This is a genomic window from Bradyrhizobium sp. BRP56 (assembly GCF_020194035.1).
Classification (GTDB): Bacteria; Pseudomonadota; Alphaproteobacteria; order Rhizobiales; family Xanthobacteraceae; genus Bradyrhizobium; species Bradyrhizobium australafricanum.
Window position 1 is genome coordinate 1 of record NZ_JADYVV010000008.1, and the last position, 17,771, is coordinate 17,771.

The window sequence follows — 17,771 nt, forward strand, 5'->3', positions numbered from 1 at the left end:
GTCGATCCGCTTGCCGTGCTCGGCCCAGAAGCCGTTCGGGTCCTTGACCGAGTGCGCGTACATCTCGCGATATTTGGCGTCATCGATATAGGCGCGCTTGGCCCAGTCGGCCGACACGTCATAGATCGCTTCCGGCGAAACAGCATTCGCGAACCTTGCTTCCATAAGCCGCTTCCTCCGAGATTGTTCTCTTTGCGACGCCAACCATTCACAAAATCCGGCAAGTCCGCGCTCTCTTCTCGGAGGCTAGTAGACCGCACTCAGCGCTCGGGCAGCCGGTTTCGCTTCTTCCAGCTTGCTGCTCACACGCCCGTATATGGCCATGTGATCGATGCCAGTTTGATCTCTATCAAGAAGCGCCGGTTAGGGATCGCTCCCGGACCACGGCAGACCTCTCCGCGCTCAAGACCGGAAGATGAAACGGATCACGCAACAATTTTGATCTGCATCAAGATCCCTCAGTCTCGATCGTACATACGTAACTTGATTGCCAATTTTCGGTGAGCTTCGCCTGGCTCACGTCTACGCGTGCCCGACATTGAATACGCAGGAAATAGTCACCGCTTTGTGCGGCCCGATGCTCTTCCACCCATTCTGAAGGGACCAAACATTGAGCACCTACGAACATATCGAGCAAGACCCGAACTATCAGGAACTGGTTCGTCGACGTTCGTCGTTAGGCTGGACCCTGTCGGCGATCATGCTGATCGAATATTTCGGCTTCATCCTGCTCGTCGCCTGCGCTCCACACTTCCTTGGCACACGAATGGGGACGGGCGTCATGACCATCGGCATTCCGATCGGACTGTTGGTTATTGTTTCGGCATTCCTGCTGACGGGCATCTACGTCAGCAAGGCGAACTCAGAATATGATCCTCTGATCCGCCAGATTGTTGGAGCGCGCCGCCAATGAAGAAAGCCTTCCTGTTGGCGACGTTGTTCGCTTGCATTTCTTCGGTCGCACTTGCAGCCGGGACGATTGATGGCGGGACCAAGCAAGCGGTCAATTGGGCCGCCATCGGCATGTTCATCGGGTTCGTATCCCTGACCTTGGCAATAACTTATTGGGCGTCGAAACGGACTGTATCGGCAGCGGATTTCTACTCGGCAGGTGGCGGCATCTCGGCCGGCCAGAATGGGCTTGCGATCGCCGGCGACTACATGTCGGCAGCATCCTTCCTGGGCATCTCAGGCCTTGTCTACACCTCAGGATATGATGGCCTGATCTACTCGGTAGGCTGGCTCGTTGGCTGGCCTGTCGTCACATTCCTGATTGCCGAGCAACTCCGCAATCTCGGGAAGTTCACATTCGCCGACGTCGCTTCGTTTCGGCTCGGCCAGACACGGATACGCATCTTGGCGGCGTGCGGTTCGCTCGTGACCGTCGCTTTCTACCTGATCGCGCAGATGGTCGGTGCCGGCAAGCTGATCCAGTTGCTCTTCGGTCTGGACTATTGGATAGCCGTCATCCTGGTGGGCGGCCTCATGATGATCTATGTGACCTTTGGCGGCATGAAAGCCACGACCTGGGTGCAAATCATTAAGGCTGTGCTGTTGCTGTTCGGCGCGACCTTCATGGCAGGAGCCGTGCTTTACAAGTTCGGGTTTAGCCCGGAAGCACTGTTCGCCAAGGCAACCGAAGTACATCCCAAGAAGCTCGCAATCATGGAGCCCGGCAGCCTGATCTCAAATCCGCTATCGGCCATTTCGCTCGGCTTGGCCCTCATGTTCGGCACCGCCGGTCTGCCGCACATTCTTATGCGTTTCTTCACGGTCAAAGACGCCCAGGCCGCTCGCAGGTCAGTGTTTTATGCCACCGGCTTCATTGGCTATTTCTACATCTTGACCTTCATCATCGGATTCGGCGCCATTACGCTTGTCTCGACCGATCTGGCGTTCCTCGACGCGGGAATTCTCGAGAAAACAAAAAGCGGGATTGCAGCGATCAAGGGCGGGTCGAATATGGCAGCGATCCATCTAGCCGACGCAGTTGGTGGCAATCTGTTCCTCGGCTTCATTTCGGCGGTAGCCTTCGCCACCATCCTCGCAGTCGTTTCCGGCTTGGCGCTCGCAGGAGCATCCTCCATCAGCCATGATATCTACGCCATGGTAATCAAGGGCGGACATGCCAATGAACAGGATGAAGTTCGTGTCTCGAAGATAGCGACGCTATTCCTGGGCATGCTCGCAATCGTGCTTGGCATCATCTTCGAGAACCAGAACGTCGCCTTCATGGTCGGCCTTGCCTTTGCCATCGCAGCGTCCTGCAACTTCCCGGTGCTGGTGATGTCGATCTTCTGGAAGAACCTTACCACGAGAGGCGCCTTGATTGGTGGCCTGCTCGGCCTGATCAGCGCAGTCGTCGGCGTCATTCTGTCGCCGGCAGTGTGGGAGGTGACCCTCGGCTTTGCGAAGGGATCGGCCCCCATCAAGCTGGACAACCCTGCGCTATTCTCGATGGCCATTGCATTCGTCTCCATCTGGCTGATCTCGGTTCTGGACCGTAGCGCGCGTGCCGGCACCGACCGCGACGGCTTCGACGCGCAATTCGTGCGGAGCCAGACTGGCATCGGAGCAGCAAGCGCCACCAGTCATTGAAAGTTCCGTTCAGTGAAAAACAGGCACAATGGCGAATGCCCAAGGCTTTTGATGCCGCAAACCCACCGTTCGATCGTCTGACGCGGCACGAAGTGGAGACCCTTCGTGCGGCGCTGGACATTGTCTACTTCCGCCCAGGCGAATCAATTATCGATCAAGGAGCTTCGTCCCAGGCCCTCTTTGTCATCATCAAGGGCACAATAGAGGAGCGCGACGGGACCGATCTGCTGGCCTTGCTCGGCCCCAAGGACAGCTTCGATAGCCGCGCGCTCGTCCACGGCAAGAGTGGGCACGCCTTCATCGCGCGCGAGGAAGCGTTATGCTACTCCGCTCCTAGAAATACGGTGCTCGGCCTGATCCAGAACAATCCTCGATTTGCCTCGTTCTTCTACGGCGACATCGCGCGCAAACTCGATGAGTTCGTCAGAGACGAGGACGAGCAGAGGCATGGATCGATGATGCGAGCTCGCATATCCGAGCTCTTTCTGCATCCGGCCGCCTTCATTGATGCCGACGGCACCGTGGAAGCGGCGGGCCGCAAGATGCAAGAGATTAACAGCAACGCATTGTTCGTCAGCGACGGCGACCGGACAGGCATCATCACTGGCATGAACCTGTCGAAAGCTGTTGTATTAAAATGTCAATCCACCCAAACATCGGTTCGCGATCTGGCGCACTTTGACCTGGTTACACTCCGGCCTGACGATTTCGTCTCTTCAGCGCTCGTACTGATGACCAAGCTCAACAAGCGTCGCATCGCCATTCGCGACGACGAACGGTTCGTCGGCATCCTGGAGGACATCGATGTTCTGGGTTTCCTCGCCGGTAGCGCTCAAGTCATTGCCGGGCGCATAGAGCGCGCTACGAATCAAGACGACCTGGCAGCGGTCGCCCGCCAAACAGCGGCTCAGGTGCGGACCCTGCGGCGGCAAGGGATCGACGTCGAGCTGATTGGCGAAATCGTTTCCGATTTGAATCAGCGCCTGTTTTCCAGATTGTTCGATCTCGTGGCGCCGGCCGACGTTCGCGCGCGCGGGTGCCTCATGGTCATGGGAAGCGAGGGCCGGGGCGAGCAGACCGCCCGCACGGATCAGGACAACGGCCTCATTTTGTCACGGGCAATCGAACAGGGGGAGCTTGATAAGTTTCGTGCGGCATTCTCTGGCGCGCTGGCAGATTTTGGCTTTCCTCCCTGCCCCGGACACGTGATGGTGAGCAATCCAGCATGGTCCAAAACACTGTCCGATTACACCGTCGACATTCGCAATTGGCTTGCACTGCCCGACGATACCGCTCACCTGAACGTCGCCATCCTCTTTGACGCCCGCTGCGTTGCCGGTGACCCTACGCTGCTAACCGAAGTGAAGACCAAGCTGATCGAGATGGCGCGCGGGGAGCAGGCCTTCCTGGCGCATTTCGCGCAGGCCATAGACCTCTTCCCGACACCGATTGGCTTGTTCAAGAATTTGATCACGTCTGCGGGGAATGGCGACGCGATCGACCTGAAAAAGGGCGGTCTATTTCCGATTGTGCATGGCGTTCGCAGCCTTGCTCTCGAGCATGGGCTGGTGGAGACCGCGACGGATAAGCGCATCGGCCGCTTGCGTGATTTGGGCGTTTTGCACGCAGAATTCGCCCGCGAGCTCCATCAAGCGTTCAACTTCATGCTGATGCTACGTCTCGACGGGCAACTGGCGGAGTCGGCCGGCGCCACAGGCACGCTGATACGACCGTCATCCTTGTCGAGTATGGAGCGAGATCTGCTGCGAGACGCATTCTATGTCGTCAAGAAGTTCCGCGAATTCATTCGCCATCACTTCAATCTCGGCGCCTTCTAACGTGATACCGCGCGCGATCAAACGCCTGTTTCACCAAGCTTCGATAGGCGACCAGTCATATCGATTCATGTTCAAGCGCGATCCCACGGACGAAGTTGTCGCGATCGATTGCGAGACCACGGGGCTGAACGTACGTACGGACGACATCATAAGCATCGGCGCAGTCAAGATCAGAGGCAACCGCATTCTGACAAGTGAGCGCTTCGAGGGGGTCGTACGTCCCGATGCAAGCATACGAACGGATGCGATCAAGATCCACCGTCTGCGTCAGGTCGATGTTGAGCATGAATCCCCGATCCGGAAGTTGCTGCCCGACTTCCTGCATTTCGTCGGCGGTCGGCCGCTGGTCGGATACTACGTCGATTTCGACATCGCGATGCTGGACAAGTATGTCCTGCCCTTCATTGGAATCGAGCTGCCAAATCCTCGCATTGAGGTATCCAGCCTCTACTACGAGCGGAAGTACGGTGATGCGCCCCCTAACATCTCCATCGATCTCTCGTTCTCCGCAATTCTCGCGGATCTCGAAATTCCCCCGCTTGTTCAACATGATGCGTTTAATGACGCGTTGATGACCGCGATGATGTACGTCATACTGCGCGATAAGAAGAAGAGAGGGATGCGAATCCCGCGGCTGTGCAATCGGCTCGCCTTCGAACCCGCCGATGGCAAGGTCGAAGAATGACGACGCGCCCCGGAGCGTCGGAAGCGGTCGAGACCAGGGCCAATCGCGGATTGTGGCCCATCGAGGTTTGGCCTGCCTTTCAATTTCCGCCAGCGGTCCACTTCCCGAAAGAACCACTGAGCCAAAGCCTCTTGCCGAGATCGAGTACCGCGCCAGATCGTGCGCGGCATGACGTTAGGACGCCGCAGATTCCGATCGTGTATCGTTAGGCCTTGGGAAGCTCAACATCCGTCAGCTCGCTCAACTTGGCGATGAGCCGGTCCTGGAATTCTGGATTGACGGCCTCGCCGGCTGGCTGCTCCTGTCGAAGATGATGCCAATAATGTCCGCTGACCATGGCAGCGAGCTCATCGCTTACGGCCAACCAGGACTGCGTCCGCTGTCCGGTGTCGAGGTCCACCGGCGCTCCTCGGCAGCCCATCTTGGTGCGAGCCCAACCGGGATCGACGGCATTGCTCAAGACTCTCGGCCAGCGTCGCGCCAGCGAATCAGGCCGCCAGTTCCTACTTAGGAACGGAGCGCTCAAGCCGGAGTTGTTCGAAATGGAAAGCCTTACGAAAAAAGATCAGTTCGAGCGTTCGAAGATCAATCTGCATGCGCCTGACCAAATGAAATGCTGGGCTCACGAGCTTGGTGTCTCGAAGGAGGAGCTTCGTAAGGTCGTCGATAAAGTGGGGAATTCTGCCGCGGCCGTCCGCAAGGAGCTGGAAGCGAACCGTGACGAACGAACAGGAACTTAGCGCTGAGTGCGCACAGGAAGCACGAAAACAGGCCGCTCTTCTTCCGCCCGGCCCGATCAGAGACGCGCTGCTGGAAAAAGCTCGCCAATACGAATTGACCTCAAAGACTGATCTGCATCACAATGCCAAAGAACCGCCCCTGGGATCCGGCTGAAGACGGCGCGCTGCAAAAACTAATCGCCGAGGGCCGTTATGCTGTCGAGATTGCCGTCGAGATGAACCGCAGCGAAGCCGCGGTGCGGCTCAGAGCAAAGGTTCTTGGTTTAACGTTTGCCGCCGCACCGCGGGGCCCGAGGCCAAGATAACGCGGGGTCGCCCCGGCCGAACGCTGGGACGACCCGGCACGCCGGCTACTTGGACCTGGTCGAGCCACCCGATTTCATTCCGGTGCTGGACCCTGTCGTCTGACCAGGAGCATATCCCGATGCGCCAGGGCTGCCAGACTTCGAGCCCTTTGCCTGCATTTCCTGTCCGGGCGCATAGCCTGAGGCGCCAGGGCTCCCCTTCTTGGAGCCCCTGTCCTGCATCTCGTGACCGGGAGATTTGTTAGAGACGCCCTGCGCGAACACGGCGGTGCTGGAAGCCATCAGGCAGGCGGCAGAAAGTGCGATAATTGTGCGCTTCATTTTGTCCTCCAAAGCAGGCCCCGGCAACCAACCGCGCGATCCGAACGACGTTCCATGAATATGGCTCATCAGATTCCCGATCGACACGAGAGGATTCTAGGAAGCGCCAAGCGCGGCATCGATGAACCGTAGGTGAATGCACCGTTCAGCGAGCATTGCAATGCGCGGCTGATAGTCTGCTGGGTTATCGCTCAGAATGGGAGGACTGTCTTAAGATGAAAAGACTCTTGGCAATCGGATTTATCGGTTGTGCTTTTTCGCTTGCGCCAATGTTGTCGGCATCGGCTATGCCGATGGCAACGCCACATGCAATGGGTAGCTCCGCGGGTGAGGTCATTCAGGTCAGAGGAGGCCACGGACACGGACATGGACACGCGTGGGGCCATCACGGCGGTCGCGGGCATCACTACGGTTGGGGTCGCGGCCGTCACCATGGCTGGCACCGAGGCCATCACTACGGTTGGCGCCACCATCACCGCCATTGGTGGTGACGTCCTGATAGAAAAAAGAGAGGCCGCAGCGACCTGCGGCCTCTTTTATGTCGACGACTTCGTTACGGCCGCCGGACACCAGAGGCCGTATGCAAATTGAATTGCCCGAGAGCATGCGCCCGTGCCGGCGCGGATTACCAAGGCCGTGGTGATGCAAATAAGGCGTTGAAAACGATTGCCTATGCGAACGAGCCTTAAGGAATAGGATACTCGGCTCTGACCTAACGTGTGAATCAGGCTTTCGGCCTCGTTGGGAATTGCAATGCCCATTTTTGGATCCGACATGCGTGCTGACGCTCGTTCTGCCCGACCGGGTCTTCTGATCGCCATACCGTCCCTGACGCTGCACTGTCGGAATCACCGATAGCCTGGTCCCAAACCGGCAGCAAACCGACGACTGGCCCGGTGAAAATCTAAACCGCTCACGCGGTGTGCCCGTCCTTCCCGCGAACCGAGCGTGCCATATAGCGTGTTCGAGCTGAGAGCTGCGACGCTCTGGCGCATAGTTAGGAGCGCTCTCGGCCCCCCGGAACGCCGACGAAAAGGCAACGCACAAGCTGCCTCGCAAAGGGGAGGCACAGGTGCATTGCGATTCACGAGTCCACGGCTTGGTTTCGTGCTTGGGCCACGGTCCCAAAGCTCAGCATGAAATTCCTTGTCCGACTCGCTGCGGCCACGCCGCTTAAAAAAACCACGGAGCCGATGCGGACACTATTCGTCAGTGAGATAGAGTGCTTAGCGACATCATAGCGACACCCTACGCTCCGCTAGCGACATATCTTGGATGTGCAGACAATCACTTGGCCGCCCCACGGCGACAGTGCTTTTATCTTGCACTCCCCTATTCTTCATGCTCGCTCCGCTCACGCTTCCTCTCTCTGCCGTGACAAGGTTCTCCCATCGACGCCACGCAGTACCCCCGACAGCGAGAATCCGATGCGCCGTGCAGGTTTCCACGCTCATCGACGGCAGAATTTCGCTACAGAAAAGGAGCGTCGACGCTGCTGGAAGCTGACGAAATTCGCGTCTCCGAGATCGAAAATCGAAGCTCGATCCGACGCGAAATCCTGTCCTCTGAACCCAAAAGCCCGAGCACGCATGCGTCGGATCGATCGCATTTTTGCTTGCGGGGAAGCCCGTTTCCGAGCGCAAAATGCCCCTCCGCTTCCTCCAAAAGCGGCGCAGAAACGCAAAAAAGCCCCGCCTCCGGGAGGCGGGGCCGTTGCTTCCAGCTGGTCAATCGCCGCTGCGGCGCGACCAGATCAGGCTGAAGCCTTCCTCGCCTTCGACCTTGACCAGCGAGGCGTAGATCGGGGCTGGGAAGCTCGGATCGTCGAGCTTGACCGAGAGATATTCGCGATCGCTGTCGCGAGCGGTCTTCTTCCAGGCGGCGCCGAACTCGGTGCTACCTGCGAAGATCCGGTAGTCGGGAGCCTTGTCGTTGTCCTTCTCGGATACGACGAGCTTCGCCTTGATGTTGAGCGTCAGCGTCTTGATCGAGCCGGTGTAGCCGTTGTCCGAAGCGGTGAAAGTGCCGATGGTCGCCATGATAATCTCCGTCTGTTTTGCTCGGGCCGCGTCCATCGCAGCCTCGATGGCGATCCCTGGCCCGGGGAGCGATCGGCCCGCAGCCGCTAAGGCCCGCAGCGCCAGCGGAGGACGGCGACAGCCTGCTTTTTTGTCTTACCGCGAGGAATGCCGCCGCTTCGCGGCAGGGGAAAAAAGCAGGCGCAGCCGTTGCGGGAAGACGATCGAGGCCCTTGCCGTCCCCCGGGCTTGATCAGCCAATCGTGACTGCGATGGACGCGAGCCCATCACCGAACTGACGGAGATGACCATGGCAACCGCCACTTGCGCAGCACCAGAAAACGGTTGGACCGGTCGAGAATAGGCCGATGTCCTCGCATCAATCGCGGTGACGACGCAGCCGGACCAACACAGGCAACCCAGCCGCATTTTCGCGCAAGGAACCGCCGGCATCGCTAGAATTGGCCGCCCGAATGCACTCTCGACAAGCGCAGTCAAGACGCGATCCGAGCTTCCCGGCTTCGATCTACGTCTCGTTGGTGAAGGTCGAAGGAGGCGCGGTTACGGCCAATCTGGCTGCAGCAATCGGCGCGGATCGGACGGATCGTGCCCCCGAACGGAGCGAGCTTTGCGTGGGAGATCGCCACTTTGCATCTTGGAATCGGCCGCGCACCGTCAGGGCGCGGCCGAAATTTTTGTGCCCGCCGGAGCCGCCCATGCGGCCCCGGCGAGGGTTTCACTCAGCTGCTTGCGAATGCGGTTCGCTGCCCTGCGCCTCGCTTTGGAGATCGGTTGCCCCCTGCGGAGAGGCCGTCCGCAGCAGCGAAGGCAGCCAGCCGGTTGCCGCCAACAGCTGCTCGGCGGCTTGCGCCATGTCGGCCTTCTTCATCGCCGACAGGCGCTCGGCAGCCTCCTCACTGAGGCCTTCGCGGACCGCCGCCAGGATGTTCGCCTTGGTGACACGGCCAAGATAACTGCGCACCGTCGGCCGCCAATAGGAGGTCATGTCGAGAGCCACGGCCTCGGCCAGACGGCGGGCCGCCGCTAGCGCCCGCGGCCTGCGGTCAAACGGCAGTTTGACCGCATTCACCGTCAGCGCGACGCAATGCGCGAACAGCGCCATGCGGCTGTCGTGGTCAAGTTCGGCCACGAATTCCCACAGTGCGGCGACGTCCTTGGGCATCTGCCGTGCCCAATTGGCATGGCGATCCGACCACGCCTTGCCGGCCGGCGTGTCCTCGATCCCGTCCGCATGCGCAGCCAGATCGCACTTCACCGGCTGAATGCCGACCACACGCGCATTGGCCCCGAAATAGAAAATCTGGGCCGCAAGCGCATGGGTGACCGCCACGATGGCGACGTCAGGCTGCTCACACAAATTGAGGCGCAGCCCCAAGGTTCGGTGCGCGGTGAGGTCGCGAACAAGAGTGTCGGACAGCGGCTGGTCCCCGTCCTCCTCGTCGCTCGCGCCCTCGTCGTCCTCGCCATCCGGCGCGGCGTCCTCGCCTTCCCGGTCCCCCTCGTCCCCCGCCTCGACATTGCTTCCCGGCCCGGTTTCTGCCTCGGGCTTCTCGTCTCCGGGACGGATAAAGCCGCGCTCGACCCGCACCGTGCCGTCGTGATTGAGGACTACAAAGGCGCCGCCGCGCCCGACGTCGCCGGCGTCGTAGGCCTGCCGTTGTGCCTCCAGCCGCTCGATTTCGGTCTCCAGTTCACCGAACCGCGCGTCCACGTCGTCAGGCAGTTCCTCGGCCGCCTGATGCTGCTCGGTCAGCCGGTCGAACTCGCTCTGAACCGCCTGAAGTGCGGCCTGATCCTCGGCCGAAAGCTCGACCGGATGCGGGTAGACCCGCCGCATGCCGTGGGCATGCGGGAAGTCGAGATGGGCTTCCGTCCACCGCCATCCCTCGGCCGCCCGCAGACTATCTGCCTCGCGGTTGAGCCGTGCCGTCACCAGCAAGTCGAGCAGCGAGACGTCTTCCAGATAGCCGCCGCGATCCTCGGTGAAGAGGTCGCGCAGCACCGTGCCGCCCGCCTCCGTGTAGGCCTCGAGCCCAACAAAACGCACGCGGCGATCCGTGGCAGCGACATGGGTTTCGGTGAGCAGACGGCGGATGGTGCTGGCATCCGGGTCGAAGGGCAGGCGCTCATGGACGGCTTCCTGCCGGGCATGATCGTCCGTGATGGCAAACGCCATCAGCTGCTCAAGCGTCAGATCGGCGTCACGATAGAGCTGCACCAATTTGGGCGAAACAGCGCCGAGCCGCAGGCGTTGCCGAACAACATGGGCCGTCACGCCGAAGCGGGCCGCGATCTCCTCCGCACCGAGGCCGCGCTCGTCCGCGAGCTTCCTGAACGCATCGAACTGGTCGGCCGGATGCATGCTTTCCCGGGTGACATTCTCGTCCAGGCTGATCTCGTGGGGATCATTCGCGGTATCGACGATGCAGCGGATCGGCTCGGTCTTTCTGATCTCCTTGCGCTTCACCCGCAGCAGCTGGGCCAGCCGCCTGCCCTCACCGATGGTCACGCAGAAGAACCCTGTCGCCGCCCCCTCGCCATCGACCTCCGGCTCGACGACCAGATTCTGCAGGATGCCTTTGACCGCGATGCTGGCCGCCAAGGCCTCGATCGCCGCCTCACTGTGCGGCGTCTTGCGGGCATTCTTTGGCGACTTCTTGAGCTTGCTGAGCGGAATGCGAACCTCCGTTCCGCTCGGTATTCCAATTGATTTGGCCGACATGATCAATCTCCTTTTTGGCTTCATGGGTGCATGGCGCACTCCGCGCCTGCGCCCCTGCCCGTCGGCGAGACCGGGGGCAGCAAGTGCCAGGGCGCCCCGAGCGGAGGGGTATCTCCCGCCCGATGAGGGCCGCTTCGCGAGAAGCGGGTCTGCACAAGCGCGTCCCAATTCGTCCAAGGTCGGCAAATGAGCGAAGCGCGGAAGACCGGGGAGACCGCTCGGGGCGGCGCCGGCATAGCCGGCGCGCTACCCTGGCGCGCGCGCGGGGCGGAGCCCCGTAGCTCTCGACGATGAGAGCGCTGAGCAACCCGGAAGAAGTGAAATCAAGCCAAGAGTGACAAGATCAAAGAGGCAGCCGCCGACTGGGCAGTGATAGCGACGCGGGCATGCAATGCCCGCGGGCACCGAGGCGACTGCAGTCGCGAGACCGGTTAACAAGGCACCCGAACGCGGGACAGTGACAGCGACGCCGGCATGCAATGACGGCGGGGACCGCGGGCGAGTGCCTCCGGCGAGCGACACATTATATATTGCGATATTTTTAGCGCGTGATCGCCCTATGTTTGCGCGAGGGATCGCGGCCGGATGGCCGAAACGTCACGCGGCTCGGTTCACAAGAGCCCGGTGCGGCCATCGCCGCACGCGCCTGGACAGAACATGACCAGGTTTGGCGAACCTGCACCTCCCTGCGAGCCATTGTCGTCGCGCAACTGATCTGCGCTTTGGAAAGCTATTCTTCAACTCTCCCCACCTGACCTGATGTCTCTCCGAGGTCGCAACTCAGGCTTCAGTTGTTATCCCCCTGCAAGCGCACAAGGCTGGAGCGAGTAGCGCGCCGGCTCATCGGACCTCAATCATCGAGCTCGCGCCGTCGCAAATCCCAGCCATGCGCGATCCTGCATCCAACCGCGCTGCTCGCACCCACGGATAGCGCCGGCCAGGTCGATTGCCCATCCCCGCAGCGTCCGCATCGCCGGCCTTGGTTCCCTCGTGATCAGCATTGAAATCGCTCCCGCAAGCCAAGCAGCATTTTCTGCTCGTTTCTTGCCATGGCGCCACGGATTAGGATGTTTTGAGCTGAGCTCTATTAATCGGCATTTCGACCGACGACAGCGCGAACCTGGTCGAACGACAGCTCGCGGGTCCGAGAAAATGCGCTCACACTCCCTCGTGGCGACGGTGCTTTCGCGCTCCGGATTGAAGCACTGAGAACGATATCCGCTATGCGGTAAGTTCTCGCGCAATGACCAGCCTCTGGATCTCGCTGGTACCCTCGAGGATACGCAACACTCTGGCCTCGCCTGGGAGACTCGACACGTCGAATTCCTCGAATGCACCGTATCCTCCATGCACCTGCAGAGCGATGTCCGCAACTTCGCTCGCCATTTCCGTTGCGAAGAGCTTGGCCATCGACGTTTCCAACCGGAATGGCCGATCGGCGTCAGCCAGACACGCAGCGTTCCGGATCATCAGCTCGGCTGCGTGGATCTTCGTCAGTGCATCTGCGAGAGGAAAAGTCAGCCCTTGGTGCTGGAAGATCGGCGTACCCCCGACCTTGCGACCTGAGCCGTACACCTTCGCAAGATCGATCGCTTTGCGCGCAAGTCCAAGACCCGTTGCCGCGACGAGTATCCGTCCGATGCTCAGCGTCGTCAGGATTTGCTTCAGGCCGTCGCCGCGATTTCCGACCATATTCGCCTTGGGAACTCGACACTCGTCGAGAAAGAGCTCTACGGAATCAGCGACACGCCAGCCAATTTTGCGGCTCGCTTTCCCGACCCGGAAGCCAGCCGTGCCGACGGGCACCACGAATGTAGACAGCCCCTTCGCTCCCAATGCAGGGTCCGTAACGGCCACGAACGTCGTAATGCCGTGGAGCGGAGTGCCGGCATTGGTGGAAAACACCTTGGAGCCACTCAAGACGAAAGAATCACCGTCCTCCACGGCGCGCATCTTTACGCTCGCGACGTCCGACCCACCACTCGGCTCCGTGACACCAAATGACGCGATAAAGTCACCGCGGCACAGCGGCTCAAGCCATTTGGCCTTCAAGTCGTCCGATCCATAGCGAGCGATAACCGTCATGGGAGCGCTGTTGCACAGGAAGATGGCGGCAAAGCCGGGTTCTGCGCGCGCGAGCGTCTCGGCCACAATGGCGGCTCCGCGCGTACCGAGCCCTCCACCGCCGAAAGCCGGATCATACGCCGTGCCCATGAAGCCGAGCGCAAGGAATTCCTTCACGAGCTCGGTTGGAAACTCATGCCTGTCGGCGAAGGGCTTGATCCTGGGCCGCAGTGCGCCCGCGGTAAATTGCTCGAGACTGCCTCTTACCAAAGCTTCGTCTTCATTGAGATCCAAGAGCATTGGACCGCTCCTCGTGTCGGTGTGCCAGAATGTAGTTTAACTTTGCCGGAATTTCTCGAAGGTCGCCTGAGCGGACGTCTCCCGGCAGTTCTCGAGAAATAGACGATTTGCCTCGAAATCCATCGTTTCTGCTTCTTCCATGAGATAGTTCGAGAAGAAACGCTTCGTCGCACGAACGGCGGGACGTGGCAGTTGCGCGAGCTTGTTCGCAATCTCGATTGCTCTCGTCAGCGCCTCGCCGTCCTCGCAGCAGTAGTCGACGACGCCGACGGCGCGCGCATCTTCGCAGTTGAGCGCTTCGAGACAAAAGCAGAGAAGGCGCGCCTTGACGAGCCCGACACGAGCAACCAGGGACCTGATCCCCCATGGGGTTAGCCAACCGTGAGGCACCTCCGGAAGACTAAAGACCGACGAACGCCCCGCCACGACCACATCGCAAGAGGTTGCCAGCGTCAGTCCTCCTCCAATTGCGAACTTCTCGACAGCCGCGACGACGGGCTTTGCCAAATATCCCATCAAGCGGCCGAGATCGCCGCACTCCTGCTCGAACCGTCCCATTGCTTCGAGTTCGAGTCTGCTGATGAACTTCAAATCGCTTCCGGCGCAAAACCCCGGAGCGGCGCCGGCCAGAACGATAGCGCCCACCTCGTCGTTGCGATCGAGCTCCAACAAAGCGGCCTTAACTCCGTCGACAAGAGATCGATCCATCGAATTTCGCCGGGCCGACCGCTGTAACGTGATGATCGCAACGCCATTTCGTTTCTCGACGCTTACCGTAGTCTCTTCGTTACTCATTCGGCTCCACCTGGCACTCGATCGGGTCATGCGCTCAGATACATCTGCTTGACTTCCGACGTTTCGGACAATTCCTTCGCATTTCCCGAGGTCACGATCCGGCCGGATTGCAGCACGTAGGCGCGGTCGGCACAGCCCAAGGCCATCATGGCGTTCTGCTCGGCGAGAAGGATCGTCAGTCCTTCGTGCGCGAGATTTCGCACGATCCGCCCCAGTTCCTCGATGATGATCGGTGCAAGACCGAGTGTCGGCTCGTCCAGCAGCATCAGCGCAGGTCGGGACATCAGCCCTCGTCCGATCGCAAGCATCTGTTGTTCTCCGCCCGACATCGAGCCCGCTTTCTGATCCCGTCGTTCGCGGAGCCGTGGAAACATCGAGAATATTCGCTCCAGGTCGTCGCTTGCGTGATCGCGATCGGCTCGGTGATAGGCACCGATAATCAGGTTTTCGTGGACCGAGAGCTTGGTGAATATCTGGCGTCCCTCCGGCACGAGAACGAGGCCGGCCCTCACCCGGTCCACGGTGGAGGATTCGGTGATGTCTTTTCCAGCGAGATGGATCGTGCCGCGATCGGCCTTCTTCAGCCCCGCGAGTGTTCGAAGCGTCGTCGATTTGCCGGCGGCATTGGGACCGATCAAGGTGACCACTTCGCCCTTCTCCAGCTTGAAGGACACCTCCCTGATGACCTTCTGCTTGCCGTAGCTGACGCTGAGGTTCGATACATCAAGCATGCTTTTTGCCCAGGTAGGCCGCGACAACGGATTCGTCGGCGAGAACGTCGGAGGTCTTTCCGGAGGCAATGACCGCGCCGTGGTGGAGCGCGATCGAACGGTCCGCTAGCCGACCCAGAAAGCCGACCTTGTGGTCGATAATGCAAAGCGCGACGCCGTGCGATTTTAGATCCCTGAGAACCGCGTCGAGATTTGCGATCTCGTCATGACCCAGGCCGGAGGCCGGTTCATCAAGGAGAAGAAGTTCTGGTTCACAAAGCATACCCATTGCAACGCCGAGCATCTTCTCGCCACCATAGGAAAGCGCAGCGGCGTGTTCGTTTCTCTGGCTGGAGAGCCGGCAAAGCGCGAGGACCTGGTCGATCTTCTGCTCCAGCAGACGATCCAAGCCGACGGGCATGCCACCGATCAACGTCCGTAAGCGACCGATACCTAGCTCGCGCTTGATGTGCAGGTGACATGCGATGCGCATGTGTTCGACGACCGTCAGTTCGGGAAACAGCTGCGGATTCTGAAAGGTCTTGACCAACCCTTGCTGAGCGACTTCGAATGGCGAGAGGTTGCTGATATCGTTCCCTTTCCAGAGAATCACGCCACTTGTTGGCTTCAGGATCCCGGCGATCAGACTCAGGGTCGTGGTCTTTCCGGAGCCGTTGGGTCCAAATATCCCGATGATTTCCCCGCGCTCGATGCCGAACGCCACGTTGGACACGGCGGTGAGGCCGCCGAAGCGCTTAGTGAGGCTTTTTACGTCAAGCAGCATGATTTCTGCTCGTAAGTAGGCCGACGATACCCTTCGGCATCACCAGGATCACGAAGATGAGGATGGAGCCGTACAGAGCGATGCGAAGCTCCGCGCTGAGCTCGATCACGTGCGGCAAGGCCGTGAGCACGAGGGCGCCGACAACAGGGCCGATCAGGGAATTGACGCCTCCCAGGAGGACCATCGCGATGATGTCGAGCCCAAGCGAGATCGAGAGGAAATGCGGCTCGACGAACCCTGCGTAGAAGCCGTAGAAAGCGCCAACCAGCCCGGCAAGGCCGCTGCCGATTGCGAAGCCGAGCAGCTTGTACTTGAAGACGTCGATGCCCAGCGTTTCGCCCAGCTGGTCGTTCAATCGGATGGCGGCAAGACAACGTCCGATCCAGGACTTCAGGACGCGGCCGCACACAGCGTATACGACCACCAGCAGAGCCAGCGTCACGTAGTACCAAGCGACCCCGCCCGCAATCGCAAAGGTGCCCGATGGCGTCCAGATCTTCGGCGTATCGACGATCGTAATGCCGAGAGAGCCGTTCGTGACGCTGTTCCAATTCAATGTGATCAAACGCAGCACTTCGGAAAATGCCAGGGTGACGACGGCAAAATAGAATTCCTTGAGCTTGAAGCGGAAGCAAATCGTTCCGACGATGAGAGATAGGATCACGACAATGGCCAGGGCTGGGACGATCGCCAGCCAGAAGTTCCAGCCGAACGTAGTCACTAGGATGGTGACCACGTACGCGGAAACGCCGAAGGACGCGGCGTGAAACATGGAAAGCTGGCCGGTGAATCCGAAGATCAGATTGAAACTGACCGCCAGCGACGCCGCCATAAAGCCGTAGATCGCAATGGCGAGCACCGAGTCGCTGTGAACGAAGGCCGGAACTGCAAGGGCGAGCAGCAGCCCGACTGAAATTGCGTACTTCACGACCGATCTCCAAACAGGCCGCCCGGACGGACGAGAAGGATCAAGATGAGGAATACGAGACCGTAAGCGTCCCTGAAGGCCGACGAAAAAAACACCGAACCGATGTTCTCGCTGATGCCGAGAATGATACCGCCGCCCAATGCGCCGAGCACGCTGCCGACACCGGCGAGAATGGCAGCCTCGACCGCCTTGAGAACGTAAGCCGATCCGATCGTTGGTTCGATCGAATACATGCTCGCGTACAAACCTCCACCGAGACCCGCCAGCGCCGTCGAATAGACCACGACGATCGTCTGAAGCCTTCCCGTGCGAATGCCCATAAGAGCTGCGGCTTCGGGATTCTGTGCGTAGGCGAATGCCGCGCGCCCCAACCACGTCCGCGTCAAGGCGAGATATGTGCCGAGGATCACAGCAAGGAACACCGCGGCGACTGCAACCTTGATCTTCGGCAGAACGATACCGGCTACCTTGAGGGCGCCAGGAAGCACGTAAGTCAGATCTTTGGGCGTGGTCGTGAAGGCCGCGAGGACCAAGGCCTCGAAGACCGAAATCATGCCGATCGACACCAGCAGACCGTTGACCAGGTTGCCGCGAGTGAAGCGAAACAGGGCAAGATCCGAAACGTAGCCGAAGATACTCACGACCACGACGGCACCGATGACGGCCACGGGGTACGGGAAACCCACGACGTCGTAGAGATACCAGGTCGCGTAGGCGCCAAGCATCATGAAGGCGCCGAGCGCGAAATTCACCACGCCGGTCAGGCCGAATGTGAGCGTCACGCCCAACGCTATGATGCCGTAGAGCGTGCCCACGATCACGCCATTGAGCAATTGTCCGATGACTAGCTGCGTCATTGATCGAAGGTCCGCGGGAAGCGCATTTCATGACGCCTTCCCGAATGGAGAGAGAGCGCTCCGGCTCCGCCGGAGCGCGACGAAC

Annotated in this window: 15 protein-coding genes and 1 pseudogene; 6 read left to right on the forward strand and 10 right to left on the reverse strand. The window is 60.0% G+C overall.

What is annotated here, in order from left to right; translation table 11 throughout:
• Positions 1-165: acetyl-coenzyme A synthetase N-terminal domain-containing protein (locus tag I6F38_RS44205; RefSeq protein WP_346657102.1), on the reverse strand; the 165-nt coding region annotated here is incomplete at its 3' end.
• Positions 166-610: 445 nt separating this feature from the next.
• Between I6F38_RS44205 and I6F38_RS07785 the strand changes: the two genes are divergently transcribed.
• Genes I6F38_RS07785 through I6F38_RS07800 form a run of 4 tightly spaced genes read left to right on the forward strand, consistent with a single transcriptional unit; the run spans position 611 to position 5,121 of the window.
• Entirely contained in the window at positions 611-913 is a 303-nt protein-coding gene (locus I6F38_RS07785) for a DUF485 domain-containing protein (RefSeq protein ID WP_212059885.1), read from the forward strand.
• On the forward strand, positions 910-2,598 hold the full coding sequence (locus tag I6F38_RS07790) for a cation acetate symporter (RefSeq protein ID WP_212059886.1): 1,689 nt from the start codon (positions 910-912) through the stop codon (positions 2,596-2,598). Before I6F38_RS07785 ends, I6F38_RS07790 begins: the two co-directional genes overlap by 4 nt.
• Positions 2,595-4,436 (forward strand): putative nucleotidyltransferase substrate binding domain-containing protein, encoded by a 1,842-nt coding sequence (locus I6F38_RS07795; RefSeq protein WP_225159807.1) that lies wholly within the window; start codon positions 2,595-2,597, stop codon positions 4,434-4,436. Before I6F38_RS07790 ends, I6F38_RS07795 begins: the two co-directional genes overlap by 4 nt.
• On the forward strand, positions 4,378-5,121 hold the full coding sequence (locus tag I6F38_RS07800) for a 3'-5' exonuclease (protein WP_225159809.1): 744 nt from the start codon (positions 4,378-4,380) through the stop codon (positions 5,119-5,121). The genes I6F38_RS07795 and I6F38_RS07800 overlap by 59 nt, the downstream gene beginning before the upstream one ends.
• Before the next feature lie 205 nt (positions 5,122-5,326).
• On the opposite strand, the pseudogene I6F38_RS07805 reads toward I6F38_RS07800, so the two are convergent.
• Positions 5,327-5,605: pseudogene (locus I6F38_RS07805) on the reverse strand (daunorubicin C-13 ketoreductase); the annotation flags it as partial.
• 58 nt (positions 5,606-5,663) lie between these two features.
• Between I6F38_RS07805 and I6F38_RS07810 the strand changes: the two are divergent.
• Positions 5,664-5,861, forward strand: a complete 198-nt coding sequence (locus tag I6F38_RS07810; RefSeq protein WP_212059888.1) for a DUF3606 domain-containing protein — start codon at positions 5,664-5,666, stop codon at positions 5,859-5,861.
• 992 nt (positions 5,862-6,853) lie between these two features.
• On the forward strand, positions 6,854-7,078 hold the full coding sequence (locus tag I6F38_RS07815; protein ID WP_212059890.1) for a hypothetical protein: 225 nt from the start codon (positions 6,854-6,856) through the stop codon (positions 7,076-7,078).
• A 1,136-nt stretch (positions 7,079-8,214) separates the two neighbouring features.
• Here I6F38_RS07815 and I6F38_RS07820 read toward each other — a convergent pair.
• From I6F38_RS07820 to I6F38_RS07855, 8 genes are all read right to left on the reverse strand, one after another.
• The gene (locus I6F38_RS07820; RefSeq protein WP_225159811.1) at positions 8,215-8,526 is read right to left on the reverse strand and encodes a DUF736 domain-containing protein; all 312 of its coding nucleotides are present in this window, start codon (positions 8,524-8,526) and stop codon (positions 8,215-8,217) included.
• Between the two features lie 715 nt (positions 8,527-9,241).
• Positions 9,242-11,248, reverse strand: a complete 2,007-nt coding sequence (locus tag I6F38_RS07825; RefSeq protein WP_225159990.1) for a ParB/RepB/Spo0J family partition protein — start codon at positions 11,246-11,248, stop codon at positions 9,242-9,244.
• A 1,221-nt stretch (positions 11,249-12,469) separates the two neighbouring features.
• Complete coding sequence (locus I6F38_RS07830; protein WP_225159813.1) at positions 12,470-13,612, reverse strand: acyl-CoA dehydrogenase family protein; 1,143 nt, start codon at positions 13,610-13,612, stop codon at positions 12,470-12,472.
• Positions 13,613-13,648: 36 nt separating this feature from the next.
• Positions 13,649-14,407 (reverse strand): enoyl-CoA hydratase/isomerase family protein, encoded by a 759-nt coding sequence (locus I6F38_RS07835; protein ID WP_225159815.1) that lies wholly within the window; start codon positions 14,405-14,407, stop codon positions 13,649-13,651.
• A gap of 26 nt (positions 14,408-14,433) precedes the next feature.
• The gene (locus tag I6F38_RS07840) at positions 14,434-15,138 is read right to left on the reverse strand and encodes an ABC transporter ATP-binding protein (protein ID WP_225159817.1); all 705 of its coding nucleotides are present in this window, start codon (positions 15,136-15,138) and stop codon (positions 14,434-14,436) included.
• Positions 15,131-15,901: an ABC transporter ATP-binding protein gene (locus I6F38_RS07845; protein WP_225159819.1), complete on the reverse strand. Its 771-nt coding sequence runs from the start codon at positions 15,899-15,901 to the stop codon at positions 15,131-15,133. The genes I6F38_RS07840 and I6F38_RS07845 overlap by 8 nt, the downstream gene beginning before the upstream one ends.
• Positions 15,891-16,829, reverse strand: a complete 939-nt coding sequence (locus I6F38_RS07850) for a branched-chain amino acid ABC transporter permease (RefSeq protein ID WP_225159820.1) — start codon at positions 16,827-16,829, stop codon at positions 15,891-15,893. Before I6F38_RS07850 ends, I6F38_RS07845 begins: the two co-directional genes overlap by 11 nt.
• Positions 16,826-17,686, reverse strand: a complete 861-nt coding sequence (locus I6F38_RS07855) for a branched-chain amino acid ABC transporter permease (protein ID WP_016844215.1) — start codon at positions 17,684-17,686, stop codon at positions 16,826-16,828. Before I6F38_RS07855 ends, I6F38_RS07850 begins: the two co-directional genes overlap by 4 nt.
• Between the last annotated feature and the right edge of the window lie 85 nt (positions 17,687-17,771).